This window comes from Aliivibrio kagoshimensis (assembly GCF_050337105.1).
GTDB classification, from domain to species: domain Bacteria; phylum Pseudomonadota; class Gammaproteobacteria; order Enterobacterales; family Vibrionaceae; genus Aliivibrio_A; species Aliivibrio_A kagoshimensis.
The window spans coordinates 36378-54842 of record NZ_JAKJSQ010000022.1 but is presented as its reverse complement, the minus strand read 5'-3'; the positions used below and the strand labels follow the sequence as shown (position 1 = coordinate 54842).

The 18465-nt window shown below is 43.2% G+C and carries 19 protein-coding genes; 18 read left to right on the top strand and 1 reads right to left on the bottom strand.

Annotated features, from left to right (window positions below):
* Nucleotides 1–65 precede the first annotated feature (65 nt).
* The 13 genes from hfq (at nt 66) to rplI (ending at nt 11288) form a co-directional block, all read left to right on the top strand.
* On the top strand, nt 66–335 hold the full coding sequence (gene hfq / locus L4C32_RS09545; protein ID WP_428196646.1) for an RNA chaperone Hfq: 270 nt from the start codon (nt 66–68) through the stop codon (nt 333–335).
* A 23-nt stretch (nt 336–358) separates the two neighbouring features.
* Nucleotides 359–1648, top strand: a complete 1290-nt coding sequence (hflX, locus tag L4C32_RS09540; protein WP_428196645.1) for a ribosome rescue GTPase HflX — start codon at nt 359–361, stop codon at nt 1646–1648.
* A gap of 78 nt (nt 1649–1726) precedes the next feature.
* Nucleotides 1727–2911 carry an FtsH protease activity modulator HflK gene (gene hflK, locus L4C32_RS09535; protein WP_428196644.1) on the top strand — a complete coding sequence of 395 codons (1185 nt, stop codon included), beginning with the start codon at nt 1727–1729 and terminating at the stop codon, nt 2909–2911.
* A 2-nt stretch (nt 2912–2913) separates the two neighbouring features.
* Nucleotides 2914–3804 carry a protease modulator HflC gene (hflC, locus tag L4C32_RS09530; protein ID WP_428196643.1) on the top strand — a complete coding sequence of 297 codons (891 nt, stop codon included), beginning with the start codon at nt 2914–2916 and terminating at the stop codon, nt 3802–3804.
* A gap of 66 nt (nt 3805–3870) precedes the next feature.
* Nucleotides 3871–4065, top strand: coding sequence for a DUF2065 domain-containing protein (locus tag L4C32_RS09525; protein ID WP_428196642.1), 195 nt, complete (start codon nt 3871–3873; stop codon nt 4063–4065).
* A 124-nt stretch (nt 4066–4189) separates the two neighbouring features.
* On the top strand, nt 4190–5491 hold the full coding sequence (locus tag L4C32_RS09520) for an adenylosuccinate synthase (protein ID WP_428196641.1): 1302 nt from the start codon (nt 4190–4192) through the stop codon (nt 5489–5491).
* 170 nt (nt 5492–5661) lie between these two features.
* Entirely contained in the window at nt 5662–6288 is a 627-nt protein-coding gene (motX, locus tag L4C32_RS09515) for a flagellar protein MotX (RefSeq protein WP_428196640.1), read from the top strand.
* Between the two features lie 120 nt (nt 6289–6408).
* Nucleotides 6409–8928 (top strand): ribonuclease R, encoded by a 2520-nt coding sequence (gene rnr, locus L4C32_RS09510; protein WP_428196639.1) that lies wholly within the window; start codon nt 6409–6411, stop codon nt 8926–8928.
* Nucleotides 8929–8956: 28 nt separating this feature from the next.
* Nucleotides 8957–9697: a 23S rRNA (guanosine(2251)-2'-O)-methyltransferase RlmB gene (rlmB, locus tag L4C32_RS09505; protein WP_428196638.1), complete on the top strand. Its 741-nt coding sequence runs from the start codon at nt 8957–8959 to the stop codon at nt 9695–9697.
* A 135-nt stretch (nt 9698–9832) separates the two neighbouring features.
* Nucleotides 9833–10246, top strand: a complete 414-nt coding sequence (rpsF, locus tag L4C32_RS09500; RefSeq protein ID WP_428196637.1) for a 30S ribosomal protein S6 — start codon at nt 9833–9835, stop codon at nt 10244–10246.
* Nucleotides 10247–10252: 6 nt separating this feature from the next.
* Nucleotides 10253–10555 (top strand): primosomal replication protein N, encoded by a 303-nt coding sequence (gene priB, locus L4C32_RS09495; protein WP_428196636.1) that lies wholly within the window; start codon nt 10253–10255, stop codon nt 10553–10555.
* A 15-nt stretch (nt 10556–10570) separates the two neighbouring features.
* Nucleotides 10571–10798, top strand: coding sequence for a 30S ribosomal protein S18 (rpsR, locus tag L4C32_RS09490; protein ID WP_002539422.1), 228 nt, complete (start codon nt 10571–10573; stop codon nt 10796–10798).
* A gap of 37 nt (nt 10799–10835) precedes the next feature.
* Entirely contained in the window at nt 10836–11288 is a 453-nt protein-coding gene (gene rplI / locus L4C32_RS09485) for a 50S ribosomal protein L9 (RefSeq protein WP_428196635.1), read from the top strand.
* Between the two features lie 61 nt (nt 11289–11349).
* Here rplI and L4C32_RS09480 read toward each other — a convergent pair whose 3' ends face one another.
* Nucleotides 11350–12099 (bottom strand): DUF481 domain-containing protein, encoded by a 750-nt coding sequence (locus L4C32_RS09480; protein ID WP_428196634.1) that lies wholly within the window; start codon nt 12097–12099, stop codon nt 11350–11352.
* Nucleotides 12100–12299: 200 nt separating this feature from the next.
* Between L4C32_RS09480 and L4C32_RS09475 the strand changes: the two genes are divergently transcribed.
* From L4C32_RS09475 to pgi, 5 genes are all read left to right on the top strand, one after another.
* On the top strand, nt 12300–13697 hold the full coding sequence (locus tag L4C32_RS09475) for a replicative DNA helicase (protein ID WP_428196633.1): 1398 nt from the start codon (nt 12300–12302) through the stop codon (nt 13695–13697).
* Complete coding sequence (alr, locus tag L4C32_RS09470) at nt 13669–14805, top strand: alanine racemase (protein ID WP_428196632.1); 1137 nt, start codon at nt 13669–13671, stop codon at nt 14803–14805. The genes L4C32_RS09475 and alr overlap by 29 nt, the downstream gene beginning before the upstream one ends.
* Nucleotides 14795–16042: a BamA/TamA family outer membrane protein gene (locus L4C32_RS09465; protein ID WP_428196631.1), complete on the top strand. Its 1248-nt coding sequence runs from the start codon at nt 14795–14797 to the stop codon at nt 16040–16042. Before alr ends, L4C32_RS09465 begins: the two co-directional genes overlap by 11 nt.
* A 99-nt stretch (nt 16043–16141) precedes the next feature.
* On the top strand, nt 16142–16468 hold the full coding sequence (locus L4C32_RS09460; protein ID WP_428196630.1) for a hypothetical protein: 327 nt from the start codon (nt 16142–16144) through the stop codon (nt 16466–16468).
* A gap of 336 nt (nt 16469–16804) precedes the next feature.
* The gene (pgi, locus tag L4C32_RS09455; RefSeq protein WP_428196629.1) at nt 16805–18457 is read left to right on the top strand and encodes a glucose-6-phosphate isomerase; all 1653 of its coding nucleotides are present in this window, start codon (nt 16805–16807) and stop codon (nt 18455–18457) included.
* Nucleotides 18458–18465 lie beyond the last annotated feature (8 nt).

Here is an 18465-nt window from a genome sequence, read left to right as displayed (position 1 = left end):
GTTCATAGGTTAGAACAGCTCATTGCTAATAAAATTACAACAACAATCAAAATAAGGAATATAAAATGGCTAAGGGGCAATCGTTACAAGACCCTTTTTTAAACGCGCTTCGTCGTGAAAGGGTACCCGTTTCAATTTATCTAGTTAACGGCATTAAACTACAAGGGCAGATTGAGTCATTTGACCAATTTGTGATTCTATTAAAAAATACTGTCAATCAGATGGTATATAAGCATGCGATCTCTACGGTGGTCCCTGCAAGAGCAGTGAATCATCATACTGCCGCGGATCGTCCGCAAGGTGAGCAGAGCTCCCCTGAAAAAACTGAAGAGTAATTCACTTATAAGGAGCGATTTGCTTGTTTGACCGTTACGAGTCAGGTGAACAGGCTATTCTTGTTCATATTAACTTCACTCAAGAAGGTGAATGGGCTGACCTCAGCGAATGCGAAATGTTGGTTTCATCCGCTGGGGTTAATGCATTACGAGTAGTGACTGGCAGCCGCCAATCTCCTCATTCAAAGTATTATGTTGGGGAAGGAAAAGCACAAGAAATTGCCGATGCTGTGAGATCGGAAGGCGCTGAAATTGTCATTTTCAATCACGCGCTATCTCCAGCTCAAGAGCGAAACCTAGAGATGTTATGTCAGTGTCGAGTGATCGACAGAACCGGCTTAATTCTTGATATATTTGCACAACGAGCTCGTACACACGAAGGTAAGCTTCAAGTTGAACTTGCTCAGTTACGTCACCTTTCAACCCGTCTTATTCGTGGTTGGACGCACCTTGAAAGGCAAAAAGGTGGGATTGGTCTTCGCGGGCCAGGTGAGACACAACTTGAAACAGATAGACGTTTGCTTCGAGAAAGGATTAAAGCTATCTTGCGTCGTTTAGCTAAAGTGGCTAAGCAACGAGAGCAAGGTCGAAGAGCGAGGAACCGAGCAGAGATACCAACGATCTCTTTAGTGGGTTATACCAACGCCGGAAAATCAACACTCTTTAACCGTCTAACTGACTCAGAGGTCTATGCTGCTGATCAGCTGTTTGCCACACTTGATCCTACACTACGTAAGATTGAACTGGCAGATGTAGGCTTGGCAATTTTAGCGGATACTGTTGGTTTTATACGACATCTTCCTCATGATCTCGTTGCCGCCTTTAAAGCAACGCTTCAAGAGACACAAGAAGCCGATATTCTCTTACACGTTATTGACGCAAGTGATGACAGGTTTAGAGAGAATATCCAAGCGGTCGATGTGGTTCTTGAAGAGATTGACGCTGATGATGTTCCATCACTGATGGTGATGAATAAAATTGATAACATGCAAAATCAGCAAGCAAGAATTGAGAGAGATGACGAAGGTATACCTCGTTGCGTGTGGATATCAGCGATGGACGGTATTGGTTTGGAGCTTCTGTTTGAAGCACTGACTGAGCGCCTCGCAAAAAGTATGGTGAGTCATACTTTAAGACTTCCGCCAGAGCATGTTAGTCGTTTAAGAAGTAAATTCTTTCAAATGCAAAGTATCTTAAACGAAGAGTATGAAGAGGATGGTTGCCTGTTAATCGATGTTCGTATGCAGCAAGTAGACTGGTATAGACTTGAAAAAAGAGAAGACGCACATTTAAGTAACTTTATTATTGCTTAATTTAGCAATTACTTAATAGTATTAATATATTGTAACAGTAGATTCTGACCAATCTTATCAATTTGATGGAGTTTTCTAATGGCGTGGAATGAGCCTGGAAATAATAATGGCCGCGATAAAGACCCTTGGGGTAATAAAGATAGCGGTGGAAAAAAAGAGCAAGGTCCACCTGACCTTGATGAAGTATTTAACAAGCTGAGCCAAAAATTAGGCGGTAAGTTTGGTGGCGGTGGCAAGAAAGGGGGCAGCGGTTCACCTTTCAACGGCGGCGGTGCAATCGGACTTGGTGTTGTTGCAGCGGTTGCTGTTGCGGTATGGTTCTTTTCTGGCTTTTACACCATTGGTGAAGCAGAAAAAGGGGTCGTACTGCGCCTTGGTAAGCAACAAGAAGCTCTGGTTGATCCCGGTTTGAACTGGAATCCTACTTGGATTGATACGGTAACTCCGATCAATATGGAAGCGATTCGTTCTTTAAAAAGTTCTGGTTTGATGCTGACTAAAGATGAAAACGTTGTGACCGTTGAGATGGGTGTTCAGTACCGTGTCAGCGATCCAATTAAATACCTCTTCAGTGTGACCAATGCAGATGACAGCCTACGTCAAGCGACAGACTCTGCGCTTCGTGCTGTTATTGGTGATGCTGTGATGGATGATATTCTTACCAGTGGTCGTCAAGTGATTCGTGAGCGTACTCAGGTAACTATCAATCGTATTATCGAAAAATACAATCTGGGCTTAACTGTTGTTGATGTCAACTTCCAGTCAGCTCGACCTCCTGAAGCAGTTAAAAGCTCATTTGATGATGCAATTTCTGCTCGAGAAGATGAAGAGCGTTTCATTCGTGAAGCGGAAGCTTATAGTAATGATATTTTGCCAAAAGCAACGGGTCGTGCTGAGCGTTTGAAAAAAGAAGCCCTTGGGTATTCTGAAAGAACGGTTAACGGAGCATTAGGTCAAGTGGCACAGTTCGAGAAGTTGTTGCCTGAATTTAAAGCGGCACCTGAAGTAACACGTACTCGTATGTACCTTGATACGATGCAAAATGTTTATAGTAAAACGAGCAAGGTTCTTATTGATTCTGAATCAAATGGCAACTTGTTGTATTTACCTCTTGATCGAATGATGAATCAATCTGCTGATAAGGTATCGACAACAAAAGATGCTTCAGCGGATTATGATTACGGAATTGAGCTTGAGAAAACAGCGAATGATACACAAGACGCTAACAATGGTCGCTCTACCACTCGTCAAGGGAGATACTAATAATGCGTAAGTTAATGATCCCTGTATTAGTCTTTGTGGTCGCCACTTTTCTGATGTCACTGTTTGTGATTCAAGAAGGTGAAAGAGGTATCGTTATCCGTTTTGGCCGAGTGCTGAAAGTGGATAATGCTGATATGGCTAGAATTTATGAACCGGGTCTGCATTTTAAGTTCCCTCTATTTGATAGAGTGAAAACATTAGATGCACGTATCCAAACCATGGATGACCAAGCTGACCGTTTTGTTACTAATGAGAAAAAAGATGTCATCATCGACTCATACGTAAAATGGCGTATCTCAGATTTCGGTCAATTCTACCTATCAACAGGTGGTGGTAATATCTTAACTGCAGAGTCTCTACTACAGCGTAAAGTTGCAGATGGCCTTCGTGCTGAGATTGGTTCTAAAACCATCAAAGAGATTGTCTCTGAGAAACGTGAAGAAGTGATGGCCGAAGTTCTGACTGACGCTAAAGAGAGCTCGTTCGATCTAGGTATTGAAGTGGTTGACCTTCGAATTAAGAAGATCAACTTACCCGATGAGATCAGTGAGTCTATCTATAAGCGTATGCGTGCAGAGCGTGAAGCGGTTGCTCGTAAACACAGAGCACAAGGTAGAGAGAAAGCAGAAGTACTTCGTGCACAAGCTGAGCTTGAAGTAGCGACAGTATTGGCTGAAGCAGATAAAACAGCACGAATTACTCGTGGTGATGCAGATGCGAAAGCGGCTTCTATCTATGCGAAAGCGTTTAATCAAGAGCCTGAGTTCTTCGGATTTGTTCGTTCTCTTGAAGCGTATGAAAAGAGCTTCAATAATAAGAATGATATCTTGGTACTTGATCCTAAGACCGATTTCTTCAAATACATGAATAGCTCAGATGGTAGCAGTAAATAATTACTGAATGATCGTCTACGAAAACAAGGCCTCTGGGCCTTGTTTTTTTTTATAAGGATAAATGTTATGACACACTCAATCTGGATTGCGTTAAGTGCAGTGTTAGTGATCGAAGGATTAGGGCCTCTTATTGCACCAAATGCGTGGCGAAATATGATGTCTCAGCTGGCTCAGCAGCCTGACAACATGTTAAGAAGGCTAGGGGGATGTTTAGTCGTATCCGGGATTGTGATTGGGTATACGATGTATAGCCTGTTGTAAACGTTTGAAAAATAAGGATGTGATAGGTTTCTCTTTAAAGCGGTAACTTTGTTTAAAAAATGACTGCAAACTTCCGTTAATAGGTGCTAGAATTCTTTTTTAATTATCAGACAGAATTGGGCAGATGGGAAAAAACAACGTAGTCGTTCTAGGCACCCAGTGGGGTGACGAAGGTAAAGGGAAGATCGTTGATCTTTTAACTGAAGATGCAAAGTATGTTGTTCGCTATCAAGGCGGTCATAATGCAGGTCATACCCTAGTCATTGACGGTGAAAAAACCGTTCTTCATTTAATTCCATCCGGTATTCTTCGCAACAATGTGAAGTGTATTATTGGTAATGGTGTTGTGTTATCTCCTGATGCTCTCATGAATGAAATGGGTCCATTAGAAGAACGCGGTATCCCTGTTCGTGAACGTCTGTTCATTTCAGAAGCCTGTCCTTTAATTCTTCCTTACCATATTGCTCTTGATCAGGCGCGTGAAATCGCTCGTGGCAAGAAAGCTATTGGTACCACTGGCCGTGGTATTGGTCCAGCCTACGAAGATAAAGTTGCCCGTCGCGGTCTACGTGTTGGCGATCTGTTCGATAGAGAAGCATTTGCTGTTAAGTTAAAAGAAGTGATGGAATTCCATAACTTCCAACTTGAGCACTTCTACAAAGTTGAACCTGTCAGCTACGACGAAGTTCTTGAAACCATCCTTTCTCAAGCTGATATGTTGACCTCAATGGTTATCGACGTAACTGATGAGTTAGATGCTGCTCGTAAACGTGGTGATAAGATCATGTTTGAAGGCGCACAAGGTACTCTTCTTGATATCGACCACGGTACTTACCCATACGTAACCTCTTCAAATACCACTGCTGGTGGTGTTGCTTCAGGTTCTGGTTTTGGTCCTAACCATTTAGGTTATATTCTAGGTATTGCTAAAGCATACTGTACTCGTGTTGGCGCAGGTCCTTTCCCAACTGAGCTCGATGATGAAATTGGCAACCACTTAGGTGTCAAAGGTCATGAGTTTGGTGCAACTACTGGACGTAAGCGTCGTTGTGGTTGGTTTGATGCTGTTGCTATGCGTCGTGCAATTCAAGTTAACTCTATCACCGGCTTCTGTTTAACAAAGCTTGATGTAATGGATGGTTTGAAAGAGATCAAAATCTGTACGGGCTATAAGACAAAAGATGGCTCAATTCTTACTGTCTCTCCAATGGCTGCAGATGCCTATGACGATCTTGAATTGATTTATGAAACGGTTCCAGGTTGGTCAGAAAACACCTATGGTGCGAAGAGCTTAGATGAGCTTCCTCAAGCTGCTCTTGATTACATTCAGCGTATTGAAGAGTTGACTGGTATCCCTATTGATATCGTATCAACGGGTCCAGATCGTAACGAAACGATTGTTAAGGTTCACCCATTCTCGGTGTAAGCTTATTCTAATCGTTCAAAAAAAAACCAGCCTTTTTGGCTGGTTTTTTTTGCAAAAAATAACGCTAAAGGCAATAATTTAATCAAAGTATAAAAAATGACACCTAATACCTAAAGGATTGGCGCTGATTGTCGATAAGTTACACATGGTATGAATAGTGGGGACTTTTAATGAAGTTACGTGCTCTCGTCGTGTCAATGATGTTGGCAACGGCACCTGCGCAAGCAATAACCGATGTTGGAGCTCCGGTTGAAATTTACTCTGAAGCACAATTAATTAAACTCTTTAATGTAAATGGGCACTTAGATAAATTAAAGCAAGACAGTTGTCAGCTAGTCGAAGATATTGAAGCTCGTGCAACTCGAATAGACTCACCTGCTTACCAGTTTTTATATGGTGACATGCTCGCATGGGGTGTGTGTGTTGATCGAGATGTTGAGTTGGGTATCTACTATATGGAGAATGCCGCTCATCAAGGGCTTCCCGAGGCATTAGAACAACTTGGACGATATTACTCAAAAGGAATCTTGGTTCAACGTGATAGAGAGCGAGCGATTCCTTATCTACGTGAAGCGGCCGCAATGGGTAATATTAATGCTAGAATTCATTTAGCAGAGCTGTTGCTGGGTGACTTTGGTAGCCCTCTCGATTATGAGGATGCCTACCGATGGTTGTACAACTCTATCTCTGCAGATAAAGGGTCTCATCGTAAAATAACCTCTTTACGCAGAGGCCTTGAACAGAGAATGCCACAGAATATTATCGCTAGAGCAAAACGACGCGAGGTCTTTTGGTAAAGGCTCATGATGAATGAGCCTTTTTCATTTCTAAGAAACTTCACACACCAAGTTTGGTATTAGCCCCTGACTCCTATATAATTATTTAACACCTTCCCTTCCCTCACCAATAAGACGTCTATGTCCAATAATCAAAACGATCCATTTTTAGAGCGTGAAGCTCAGAAGTATGAAAACCCAATCCCAAGTAGAGAATTCATTCTTGATCTGCTTAAGAACTCTGACGCTCCAATGAACAGAAATGATCTGTTTGAGGTGTTAGGCCTTGAGGGAGAAGAACACTATGAAGGACTAAGGCGACGACTTCGTGCTATGGAGCGTGATGGGCAGTTGGTGTATACCCGTCGTCAATGTTATGCCTTGCCTGAGCGTTTAGAAATGGTGAAAGGCACTATCATCGGACATAAAGATGGATTTGGTTGGGTAAGACCAGAAGGCAGCATCGGAAAAGAGGATGATATCTCACTACCCTTCCATCAAATGCGCAGCGTTATTCATGGTGATTACGTATTAGTTCAGCCATCTGGTGTGGATAAAAGAGGCCGCAAAGAGGGACGTTTAGTCCGTCTGTTAGAAGCGCGCAAAACCCAGTTAGTTGGCCGTTTCTTTTTAGAAGATGGCCTCTGCTATGTCGTGCCGGATGATACCCGAATCAGCCAAGATATTTTGATCGCCAAAGAGCACCGCATGAATGCTCGAATGGGCAATGTTGTGGTATTCGAAATCACTGACCGTGGTGGTCGTTCGCGTGGAATGTCAGGTCAAGTGGTTGAAGTGCTTGGTGAGAGTATGGCTCCTGGTATGGAGATAGAAATAGCGCTAAGAACTCACAGTATTCCAAATGAGTGGCCAAATGCCGTCATTCAACAAGTCAAAGGTTTGCAAGAAGAGGTTCCTGAAGAGGCGAAAGAGGGAAGAGTGGATCTTAGGGATCTTCCGTTAGTCACCATCGATGGTGAAGATGCCCGTGATTTTGATGATGCAGTATTTTGTGAAGCGAAAAAATCAGGCGGATGGCGACTGTGGGTGGCAATTGCTGATGTGAGTCACTATGTTCGTCATAATAATGCCTTAGATAAAGAAGCGATCAATCGCGGTAACTCGGTCTACTTCCCTGCGCAAGTGATCCCTATGTTGCCAGAGGTTCTCTCTAATGGCCTCTGTTCGTTAAACCCTCAAGTTGATCGTCTATGCATGGTATGTGAAATGACCATTTCAGCGTCTGGAAAGATGTCTGGTTATCGTCACTATGAAGCGGTGATGAACTCTCATGCTCGTTTGACCTACACCAAGGTAGGGGCAATTTTAGAGGGTGATGAAGCACTGCGTGAGCGTTACTCAGCGGTTGTACCTCATTTAGAACAGTTGCATGCTATGTATAAAGTACTCAAAGAGGGACGTGCACAACGTGGTGCCATTGAGTTTGAAACCATAGAAACCAAATTTGTGTTTAATGCGGAACGAAAAATTGAACGCATTGAGCCTGTTGAACGAAATGATGCACACAAGCTAATTGAAGAATGCATGATTTTAGCCAATATCGCGTCAGCCGCGTACGTTGAAAAACAAAAAGAGCCAGCACTGTATCGCGTTCATGATACGCCAAGTGAAGAGCGTCTTGTTGGTTTTAAAGATTTCCTTAAAGAGCTAGGCTTAAGTATTGAAGGGGGGTTAAAGCCCACTCCAACTGATTATGCTGCTCTCATTCAATCGATTTCTGAACGTCCTGATAAAGAACTTATTCAAACCATGTTGCTGCGCTCAATGAAACAAGCAGTATACAACCCTGATAATGCAGGGCACTTTGGATTAGCACTAAAACGTTATGCGCACTTTACGTCACCGATTCGTCGATACCCAGATTTGTTGCTACATCGTGCGATTAAATATCTCATCGCAAAAGATAAGGGTGAGAGCCACGAAGGTGCAACACCAACGGGTGGCCATCACTACTCTTATGAACAGATGGAGCAGTATGGTGAGCAGTGCTCAATGACGGAGCGCCGAGCTGATGATGCGACTCGCGATGTCTCAGACTGGCTTAAATGTGAATATATGCAAGATCATGTTGGTGAGGAGCTGGAAGGGGTTATTGCAAACGTCACCGGTTTTGGCTTCTTTGTTCGCTTAACGGAACTGCACATTGATGGGCTGGTACACATTACGGCATTAGATAATGACTATTATCAATTTGATGCGGTAGGTCAACGTTTGGTTGGTGAGAGCTCAGGGCAGATATATCGCCTTGGTGATCAGGTGACGGTCAAAGTACTCGCAGTGAATCTAGAAAGTCGCCAGATTGATTTTGAAATTGCAGGAACTACCCGTGTTGCTCGTGGAGCGGGCAAAACTGCAAAGAAAAAATCACGAGCTCAGGGTAAAGGTGATTTTGATAAGAGAGGCAGCCGCAATAAGCGTCCTGACTTTAAAAAGAGCAAACCGAAAGCGGAAAGCAATAAAAAAGCCACTCCTGAGATAGAAGCGACCAAAGCTGCAGATAAGAAACCAGCTAAGAAAAGAAAACCGAAATCGACTAAACCTGGCGAGAAAGCCGCAACAAAATCGAAACAGACCAAAGCAAAAAAAACAGGTCGTAAGAAAGTGAAGAAGTCTAATGCTAAGAAAACAGCAGACGAATAAATACATTAGAGTGAGTAAGCAATAAATTATGAGTAATGAATTTCTCTACGGCATCCATGCGGTACAAGCTGTATTAAATCACGACCCTGTACGTTTTATCGAGATTTTTGTTTTAAAAGATCGTAAAGATGAACGAATGCTGCCTGTTATCAATGAGCTCAAAGAGTTAGGGTTCTTAGTGCAGGAGATGAGTAGAAAAACGTTAGATGATAAAGCAGATGGAGCCTCTCATCAGGGGATCATTGCGCGTGTAAAGCCCGCTAAGCAACTGAATGAGCATGACTTAGACCTTATCATTGCAAAAAGTGAAAACCCGCTGCTATTGGTATTAGATGGAGTGACGGACCCACATAATTTAGGGGCCTGCCTTCGTAATGCCGATGCGGCAGGTGTTGCTGCGGTTATCGTACCAAAAGATAAGTCTGCTAATATGAATGCCACGGTGAGCAAAGTGGCGTGTGGTGCAGCAGAAACCGTCCCATTGGTTAGAGTCACCAATTTAGCTCGTACGATGAGAGCTCTGCAAGATCAAGGTGTGTGGTTTGTTGGAACGGCTGGTGAAGCGACTCATGATATCTACCACAGTAAAATGACTGGTCCTTTGGCTATCGTAATGGGAGCGGAAGGGGATGGAATGCGTCGTTTAACTCGTGAAACTTGTGATGGTCTTATTAAAATTCCGATGTCAGGTTCGGTCTCTAGTTTGAATGTTTCTGTGGCAACAGGCATCTGTCTTTTTGAAGCCGTACGTCAACGACAAACCGAGTAATAATATCCCTTGCCTATAAAGTTGTTTTTCTGTACTATCTGCCGTCCATAATTCTCGGTCTTTTTTATTAGTTCCTTGCTTCCCTTGGATGACCGAGCCACTCGTGGAAGCTGAATAATCCGTAAGGAGCAACCAATGCGTCATTATGAAATCGTATTCATGGTGCACCCTGATCAAAGCGAGCAAGTTGCTGGCATGATTGAGCGTTACACTGGTTCTATCAAAGATTCTGGTGGTGAGATTCACCGTCTAGAAGATTGGGGTCGTCGTCAAATGACTTACCCAATCAACAAGCTTCATAAAGCTCACTACGTTCTTATGAACGTAGAAGCTGACCAAGCTGTGATCGATGAGCTAGAAACTGCTTTCCGTTTTAACGATGCAGTTATCCGTAACATGATCATGCGTACTAAAGGCGCTATCACTGAGCCATCAATCATGATGAAGGCTAAAGAAGAGCGTTCTACTAAGCGTGAAGAGCGTCCAGCATTCAATGCTGAAGAAGCTGCTCCTCAAGCTGCAACTGAAGGCGAAGCTGCCGCTGAGTAATCGTTTATGACCAATCGATTGGAGTTAAGTGGCACTGTTGCTAAAGCTCCGGTTAGAAGCCTAAGCCCTGCGGGCATTGCTCATTGCCATTTTGTGCTAGAGCATCGTTCGATTAAACAGGAAGCTGATTTACCCCGACAAGTTTATTGTCGTATTAATGTGGTAGTCAGTGGGCAAGGGTCACAAGCAATCACTCAACAATTAGCTTTAGGTAGTGACATTAAGGTGGGCGGTTTCATCGCTTACCAGACCGGCCGAAATGGCATTGGTAAATTAGTGTTGCATGCCGACCAAATTTCTCATAATTAGATCAGGAGATAGCCCATGGCTCGTTTCTTCCGTCGTCGTAAATTCTGCCGTTTTACTGCAGAAGGCGTACAAGAGATTGACTACAAAGACGTAGCAACTCTAAAAAATTACATCACTGAAGCTGGTAAAATTGTACCTAGCCGTATTACCGGTACTCGTGCTAAATACCAACGTCAGCTAGCTCGCGCTATCAAGCGTTCTCGTTACCTAGCACTTCTACCGTATACTGATAAGCATCAGTAAGCCGTAGCAGTTTAATTAAGTTAAAGAGGACAAGATAATGCAAGTTATTCTACTTGATAAAATCGGTAACCTAGGTAGCCTTGGCGACCAAGTTAACGTTAAGTCTGGTTACGCACGTAACTTCCTTATCCCACAAGGTAAGGCTGTAATGGCGACTAAATCGAACGTAGAAATGTTCGAAACTCGTCGTGCTGAACTAGAAGCTAAAGTTGCTGAGCAACTTTCTGCATCACAAGCTCGCGCTGATAAACTTAATGCTCTAGAAGCAGTAGTTATCGCTTCAAAAGCTGGTGATGAAGGTAAACTATTCGGTTCAATCGGTACTCGTGATATCGCTGATGCAGTTACTGCAGCTGGCGTTGAAGTATCTAAGAGCGAAGTTCGTCTACCTGAAGGTGCTCTACGTAACGTAGGCGAATTCGAAGTAAGCATTCAGGTTCACTCTGAAGTTACTGCGAAGATCACATTAAGCGTTGTTGCTGGTGAGTAATCACTAGTCGTTAGACGTTATAAAACGCTGCCCTCGGGTGGCGTTTTTTTTGCCCTACATATTAGAAGTGAACCAGCAGAGTGATACTAGATATGCGATCGACTTTTTCAAGTCCGGCTGGAACTCGTTCGAGCATCTCGCGAGTCTGAGAGAACTTCAACGCCGTATGCTCAGTGAGATTGTTGATTAAACTCACCTCGGTATCCAGGCGGGTATTACTATGACCCGTAACAACGGTTGCGTCAGCTTCAAACTCTAAAGAATCAAACATCTTCCATTTAAGGTAAATGTTACCTCTAAAAATTCCCTCTTCAACCACGTCTGGAAAAATTAGGTCATCGTCATCAATTTCATCTAAATTTGGTTCTTGGTATCGATAACCTGGTCCAGCTTCGAGTTCAATTACCAACGTTTTAGTATTTGATACTTGATAACCCAGTCCCGATGAGAAAGTGAAGTCTTTATAGTAGGCTGTATATTTAGAGTCCATGCCTTGAAGGTTAGCGTAGAGGTAGTAGTCGCTACTAATTTTATAATCAGTTTGTAACTTCAGGGCCATTTGGTTTCGCTTTTCAATGCCCTCGTCCTCTTTGTGTGCGTATTTTATCTCACCACTATTTCGCATCTGCCCTTTGGTATAATTGAGTTCAAGACGGTAATTGATAGCTTGAGAGCTATTGTTGCCACTTTCTGATTGATAGCCGAACTCAATCTCATTATCCCAAGGAGAGGGGAGAGGCGTAGGTTCAGTCGTCTCACAATAGGCTGCATGAGTAAATAACAGTAATGCTGCAGCAAATATCTTAGTCAAAGTATTGTTAATTCTCTTTTTATCGTGAATGTTCAGTTAAAAGAATGGTAAATAATTAGAAATATAATGCCATGCTTTTTTTTAATTGGCCCAAAAAATCTAGACTAAATCAAAAAACAGATGAAATGACATGGAATTATGCAACTTGAGATCGTTTGGGTATATACTAAACGACTCTTTTTTGTGACTGAATTGTAGACATGGCTGATAATCGAAATAAAGCTAAACTGAAAGACTCTCAAGTCGATGCGTTAAAAATGCCTCCCCACTCCCTTGAAGCGGAACAGTCTGTCTTAGGAGGGTTATTACTTGATAACGAACGTTGGGATTCTGTCGCTGAGAAGGTTGTAGCAAAAGACTTCTATAGCCGCCCGCACCGTCTGATCTTTGAGTCAATTCAAAAGCTGCTTGAAGAGAGTCAGCCACTTGACCTTATCACTTTATCGGAGCGATTAGAGCGCCATGAACAGTTAGAAGATGTTGGTGGATTTGCCTACTTAGCGGATCTTGCAAAAAATACTCCCAGCGCTGCCAACATCAATGCTTATGCGGATATCGTACGTGAAAGAGCACTAGTTAGGAACCTCATCGGGGTTGCTAATGAGATTGCGGATGCAGGCTATGATCCACAAGGACGCTCCTCTGAAGACTTATTGGATATGGCCGAAAGTAAAGTGTTTGCTATCGCCGAAGAGCGCACCACTGAGAATGAGGGACCACAAAATGTGGACTCGATTTTAGAAAAAACGTTAGAGCGAATTGAGCTTCTTTACCAAACACCTCAAGATGGGGTGACAGGTGTCAATACCGGTTTCTCTGACCTGAATAAAAAAACCGCCGGTATGCAGCCTTCTGATCTGATCATTGTTGCTGCTCGTCCATCTATGGGTAAAACTACCTTTGCGATGAACTTGTGTGAAAATGCGGCGATGGATCAAGATAAGCCGGTTCTTATTTTCTCTTTAGAGATGCCCTCAGAGCAGTTAATGATGCGTATGTTGGCCTCTTTCTCTCGAGTTGATCAGACTAAAATTCGTACTGGCCAACTGGATGATGAAGATTGGGCTCGTATTTCGTCGACCATGGGTATCTTGATGCAGAAGAAGAATATCTACATTGATGATAGCTCAGGCCTAACCCCGACTGAATTGCGTTCACGCGCTCGTCGAGTAGCACGTGAGACGGGAGGGTTAAGTATGATTATGATCGATTACCTTCAGTTGATGCGTGTTCCAGGAATGCAAGATAACCGAACCCAAGAAATTTCAGAGATCTCTCGGTCATTAAAAGCGTTGGCGAAGGAACTGAATGTTCCCGTTGTTGCTCTGTCTCAGTTAAACCGTTCATTGGAGCAGCGTGCTGATAAGCGTCCAATTAACTCGGATCTTCGTGAATCAGGCGCGATTGAGCAGGATGCTGATTTAATCATGTTTATTTACCGTGATGAGGTGTACAACCCGGAAAGTTCGCTGAAGGGTATTGCTGAAATTATTATTGGTAAGCAACGTAACGGTCCCATCGGCTCAGTACGACTTACGTTCCAAGGTCAATTTTCCCGATTTGATAACTATGCAGGCCCTGCGTTTGATGACGAGTAATGGAGCGAATATGAGCTATATGAAAGCAGCTACAGCTTATATTGATACAGAAGCACTAGAGAGTAACCTGAAGAAGGTTCAACAAGTCGCACCAAACAGTAAAATTCTTGCTGTCGTTAAAGCGAATGCGTATGGCCATGGTTTGGATCAAATTGCAGCAACAGCGACAAACAGCGCAGATTCCTTTGGTGTTGCACGCATTGAAGAGGCATTGCAATTACGAGCGGGTGGGATTGTTAAACCGATACTGTTGCTTGAAGGTTTCTACTCTGAACACGATCTGCCGATTTTGGTGACCAATAATATTCAGACCGCCGTGCACTGTGTTGAGCAGCTGGAAGCGTTAGAGAAGATGACGCTTGAGAACCCAGTCGTGGTGTGGTTAAAAATAGACAGTGGGATGCATCGCCTAGGGGTCAACTCGGATCAATACGATGAGTTTGTTGAGCGTCTAAAGCGCTGTGAAAATGTGGCGAAGCCATTACGTTATATGAGTCACTTTGCTTGTGCTGATGAGTTAGATAGCCAGATCACCGCGGATCAGCTAGATAGATTCAGTTGCTTAACTGCGGAGTGTCGTGGAGAGCGTTCTATTGCTGCCTCTGCTGCATTATTGACGTTGCCGGAGACACATTTTGATTGGGTTCGTCCTGGTATCATTCTCTATGGCGTTTCACCATTCGCGAATAAGAGTGCCCAGGAAATGGGGTTTACACCGGTTATGACGCTCAAATCCCATTTGATTGCCGTGAGAGAGGTAAAAGCAGGTGAGCGAGTGGGATATGGTGGTATTTGGCAAACTGAGCGTGATACTAAGGTTGGAGTGATTGCTATCGGTTATGGTGATGGTTACCCAAGAATGGCTCCGAACAACACGCCTGTACTGGTGAATGGTCGAAAAGTACCACTCTCAGGTCGAGTCTCGATGGATATGCTTACGGTGGATTTAGGACCAGATGCAACCGATCAAGTAGGTGATGAGGCGACACTATGGGGTCAAGGACTTCCGGCTGAGGAGGTGGCAGAGCACGTTGGAACGATTGCGTATGAGTTAGTGACCAAACTGACTTCGCGGGTGGCAATGTCTTATCAATCCAATGAAAAGTAATACCTCGTATCTACTCTCACTTCCGTTATGGGTGAAAAACGCTGCTTGGTCAGCGTTTTTTCTCTTTGGTTTATTGTCACCCCCTAGTCGCGCTGATGATCTCTTGCACTGGATGTCAAACAACAGTGCGATGGTTCCGTTTATTTTTTCAACTGAAAGTATGGGCACGACCATAGGTATGGCTGGTGTTGTAAAAGGGGTTGGCCAGCCTCAAGCGGCGTTAATTGGGGTCGGGTTAATATCAGATAAAGGAAGCTACGCAACGTACATCGGCTCTTCTAACTATCTTTTGGGTGACTCTTTCTTAGTCGGGGGCGATTTTTATAGCTCAGAATATAAAAGTTATAGCTACTATCTTGGTGATCAAGGCAGCAGTAACTCTAGTGGGGATGACTTTACGTTAGCTGATGGGAAAGAGGATCAGTTACGGCTTTCCGTTCGTTATATTTTACCTTTTGGTTTTGCGAAAGATGGTAGTGCCAAGTCGTCACTGAATCAACGTCGACCAGTGACGGGTTGGAACCCAGTAGAGAGTGGGGTCAGTACCATTGAATTACAGCCATTTTATAAATCAAGAGATCTGGGATCATCCCAGCCATCTCATGAAGCGACAGAAACATGGGGGACTCAATTGCTTTTTGATTGGGACAACCGTAATGATCTTCGTAATCCTACCCATGGAGCACACTCCACGCTTACCTTTAGTTATGCGCCTGAACAAGGAGAGGAGAGTCAATGGTGGACGTGGGAGTTTGCCCAGAGTGCTTTTTATGATTTAGGTTCATTAGGGGATCTCTTTGATCAACAGGTGTTGGCATTCAATTTTTATACTGCCGATACCCCAAGCTGGGACAGTAACAGTTATGATGGGCGCCCCCCAGAGTATGCGGGTATAAATCTAGGTGGTCTCTATCGGTTACGAAGTTTCCAGTCTGGTCGATTTCATGACCGCTCCGCTATTGCTTATAGCCTAGAGTATCGAGTTATGCCTGATTGGCAGCCACTGGAGGAGATGCCTATCATCGGTTTTTATGATATGCCCTGGTGGCAATGGGTATTGTTTACTGACTTAGGCCAAGTGTCTGATAACTATAACCTGACAGCCTTGCATGAAGAGATGAGCTGGAGTGCCGGCGCTGCTATCCGTTTTCAAGTAGAAGGTGTAGTGGTACGAACTGAGCTTGCATGGGGCAATGAGGGAGATGAGTTTAGGGTAATGATCAATCAACCTTTCTAGTCCCACTTTTGCACTTACCCACCTTTTCATCACCTCCAATTTGAATTCAGAGTCATCAAGGCATAGGCTGATTATATGGATAATTAGGGAGTGATTATAATGAAGCAATCTATGGTATTGGTTTTGAGTGTTTGGCTAGTAGCTTGTAGCAGCAGTGTGGATGAAAAAGCGGATGACTTCATGGATGTGAGCTTTAATCTCTGTGCAACTAAAATCAAATCTTTTTCAAAAGGTGATGATGGTGTTATTCGAACTGTATGTGAAGATGGTAGTTACTTTCAAGTTAAAAACCAACAGACCATAGAGGTGATGCAAGAGATCAATGGCGCGTACTGTAATGGGGTAGGTTTCAGTGCCTTTAATGAACGAAAGAACTATTACACCTTTACTTGCAAAAATGACCGCTCGTTTAATGTAGCAAAATAAAACCCTCAAATGGCAGAATTGATTCTGCCATTTTTGATCTAATTACTATAAATTTGATCGAAATTCTTCGATAATGGAAACTGTCTATTTCTTATACTTGCTTATAGCCTAAGCTATACAGTGTTTAACATGGATGACTTGTTCATGTAGGGGGAGAAAGTCAGATATTTTTCGTTTTAAGTGTAGAAAAATTACCAAATTTTATGGATGAGATAGGTAAGTAATACATGTGGGATTACATGAGTTTTTAAAATTCGCAAATATGGGCGCTTCTGTTAACCATTTTATCGGCTTAGCATGAAGTGACGAACACATTATTTCTCGGAAACATTCATTATGTTGAAAAGCATCAACCCAACAAAAACACCAGCTTGGTCTGAGTTAACTGCTCACTTTGAAACGGCACAAGATTTTGATATTTCTACGCTGTTTGCCAATGATCCTGAGCGATTCAATACATTTTCCGCTCAATTTGGCTCAGATATCCTGCTCGATTATTCAAAGAATATTATCAACGAAGAGACCATGAGTAAGCTGTTTGCTCTGGCTGAACAGACGGAAGTTAAAGCGGCAATTGCTGCGATGTTTGGTGGTGAAACCATCAATAAAACTGAAAACCGCTCTGTATTACATACTGCATTGAGAAACCGCAGTAATACTCCTGTTATGGTGGATGGGCAAGATGTAATGCCTGCGATTAACAGTGTATTAGATAAAATGAAGCATTTTACTCATCGTATTCTTTCTGGGGAGTGGAAGGGCTATACAGGAAAAGCGATTACAGATGTCGTTAATATTGGTATTGGAGGCTCCGATCTAGGTCCTTATATGGTGTCAGAGGCACTAGCAGCATATAAAACCCATTTAACCATGCACTTTGTGTCTAATGTCGATGGGACTCATATTGCTGAAACGTTAAAGCGAGTGAACCCTGAAACGACCCTGTTTTTGATTGCATCGAAAACATTCACGACTCAAGAGACAATGAGTAATGCACTTTCTGCTCGTGACTGGTTCTTAACATCAGCGATGGAGCCAGAACATGTTGCCAAACACTTTGCAGCACTCTCCACTAATGCCAGTTCGGTGGCTGAATTTGGTATCGATACAGACAATATGTTTGAGTTCTGGGATTGGGTTGGCGGCCGCTACTCATTATGGTCAGCTATTGGTCTCTCCATCTCGCTCTCTGTCGGATTTGATAACTTTGTAGAATTACTGCAAGGTGCCCATGATATGGATGTGCACTTTTCACACAGTGACGCTGAGAATAACCTTCCCATTATTTTGGCATTGATCGGTATTTGGTATAACAACTTCCATGGTGCGGAATCAGAAGCTATTCTACCTTATGACCAATATATGCATCGTTTTGCCGCGTACTTCCAGCAAGGGAATATGGAGTCAAACGGTAAGTGTGTTGATCGTGATGGAAGTTTGGTTGAGTACCAAACTGGGCCAATCATTTGGGGGGAACCTGGAACCAATGGCCAGCACGCCTTTTATCAGTTGATTCATCAAGGCACTAAGCTCATTCCGTGTGACTTTATTGCTCCTGCCATCAGCCATAATCCAATTGGTGATCATCATCAGAAATTGATGTCTAACTTTTTTGCCCAGACGGAAGCATTAGCGTTCGGTAAAAGCAAAGAGCAAGTCGAAGCGGAGTGCATTGCTGCGGGAAAAACGACTGATGAGATAGAAGCATTGGCTAATTTCAAAGTGTTTGAAGGTAACCGCCCAACCAACTCTATCCTAGTTAAGAAAATCACACCGAAAACATTAGGTAGCCTTATCGCGATGTACGAACATAAGATCTTTGTACAAGGTGTTATCTGGAATGTCTTTAGTTTTGATCAGTGGGGCGTTGAGCTTGGTAAACAGTTGGCGAATCAAATACTGCCAGAGCTTCGAGATAATGAGAGTGTGACATCTCATGATAGCTCAACCAATGGTTTGATTAATGCATTTAAAGCGTATCAAGCGTAACGTTATAA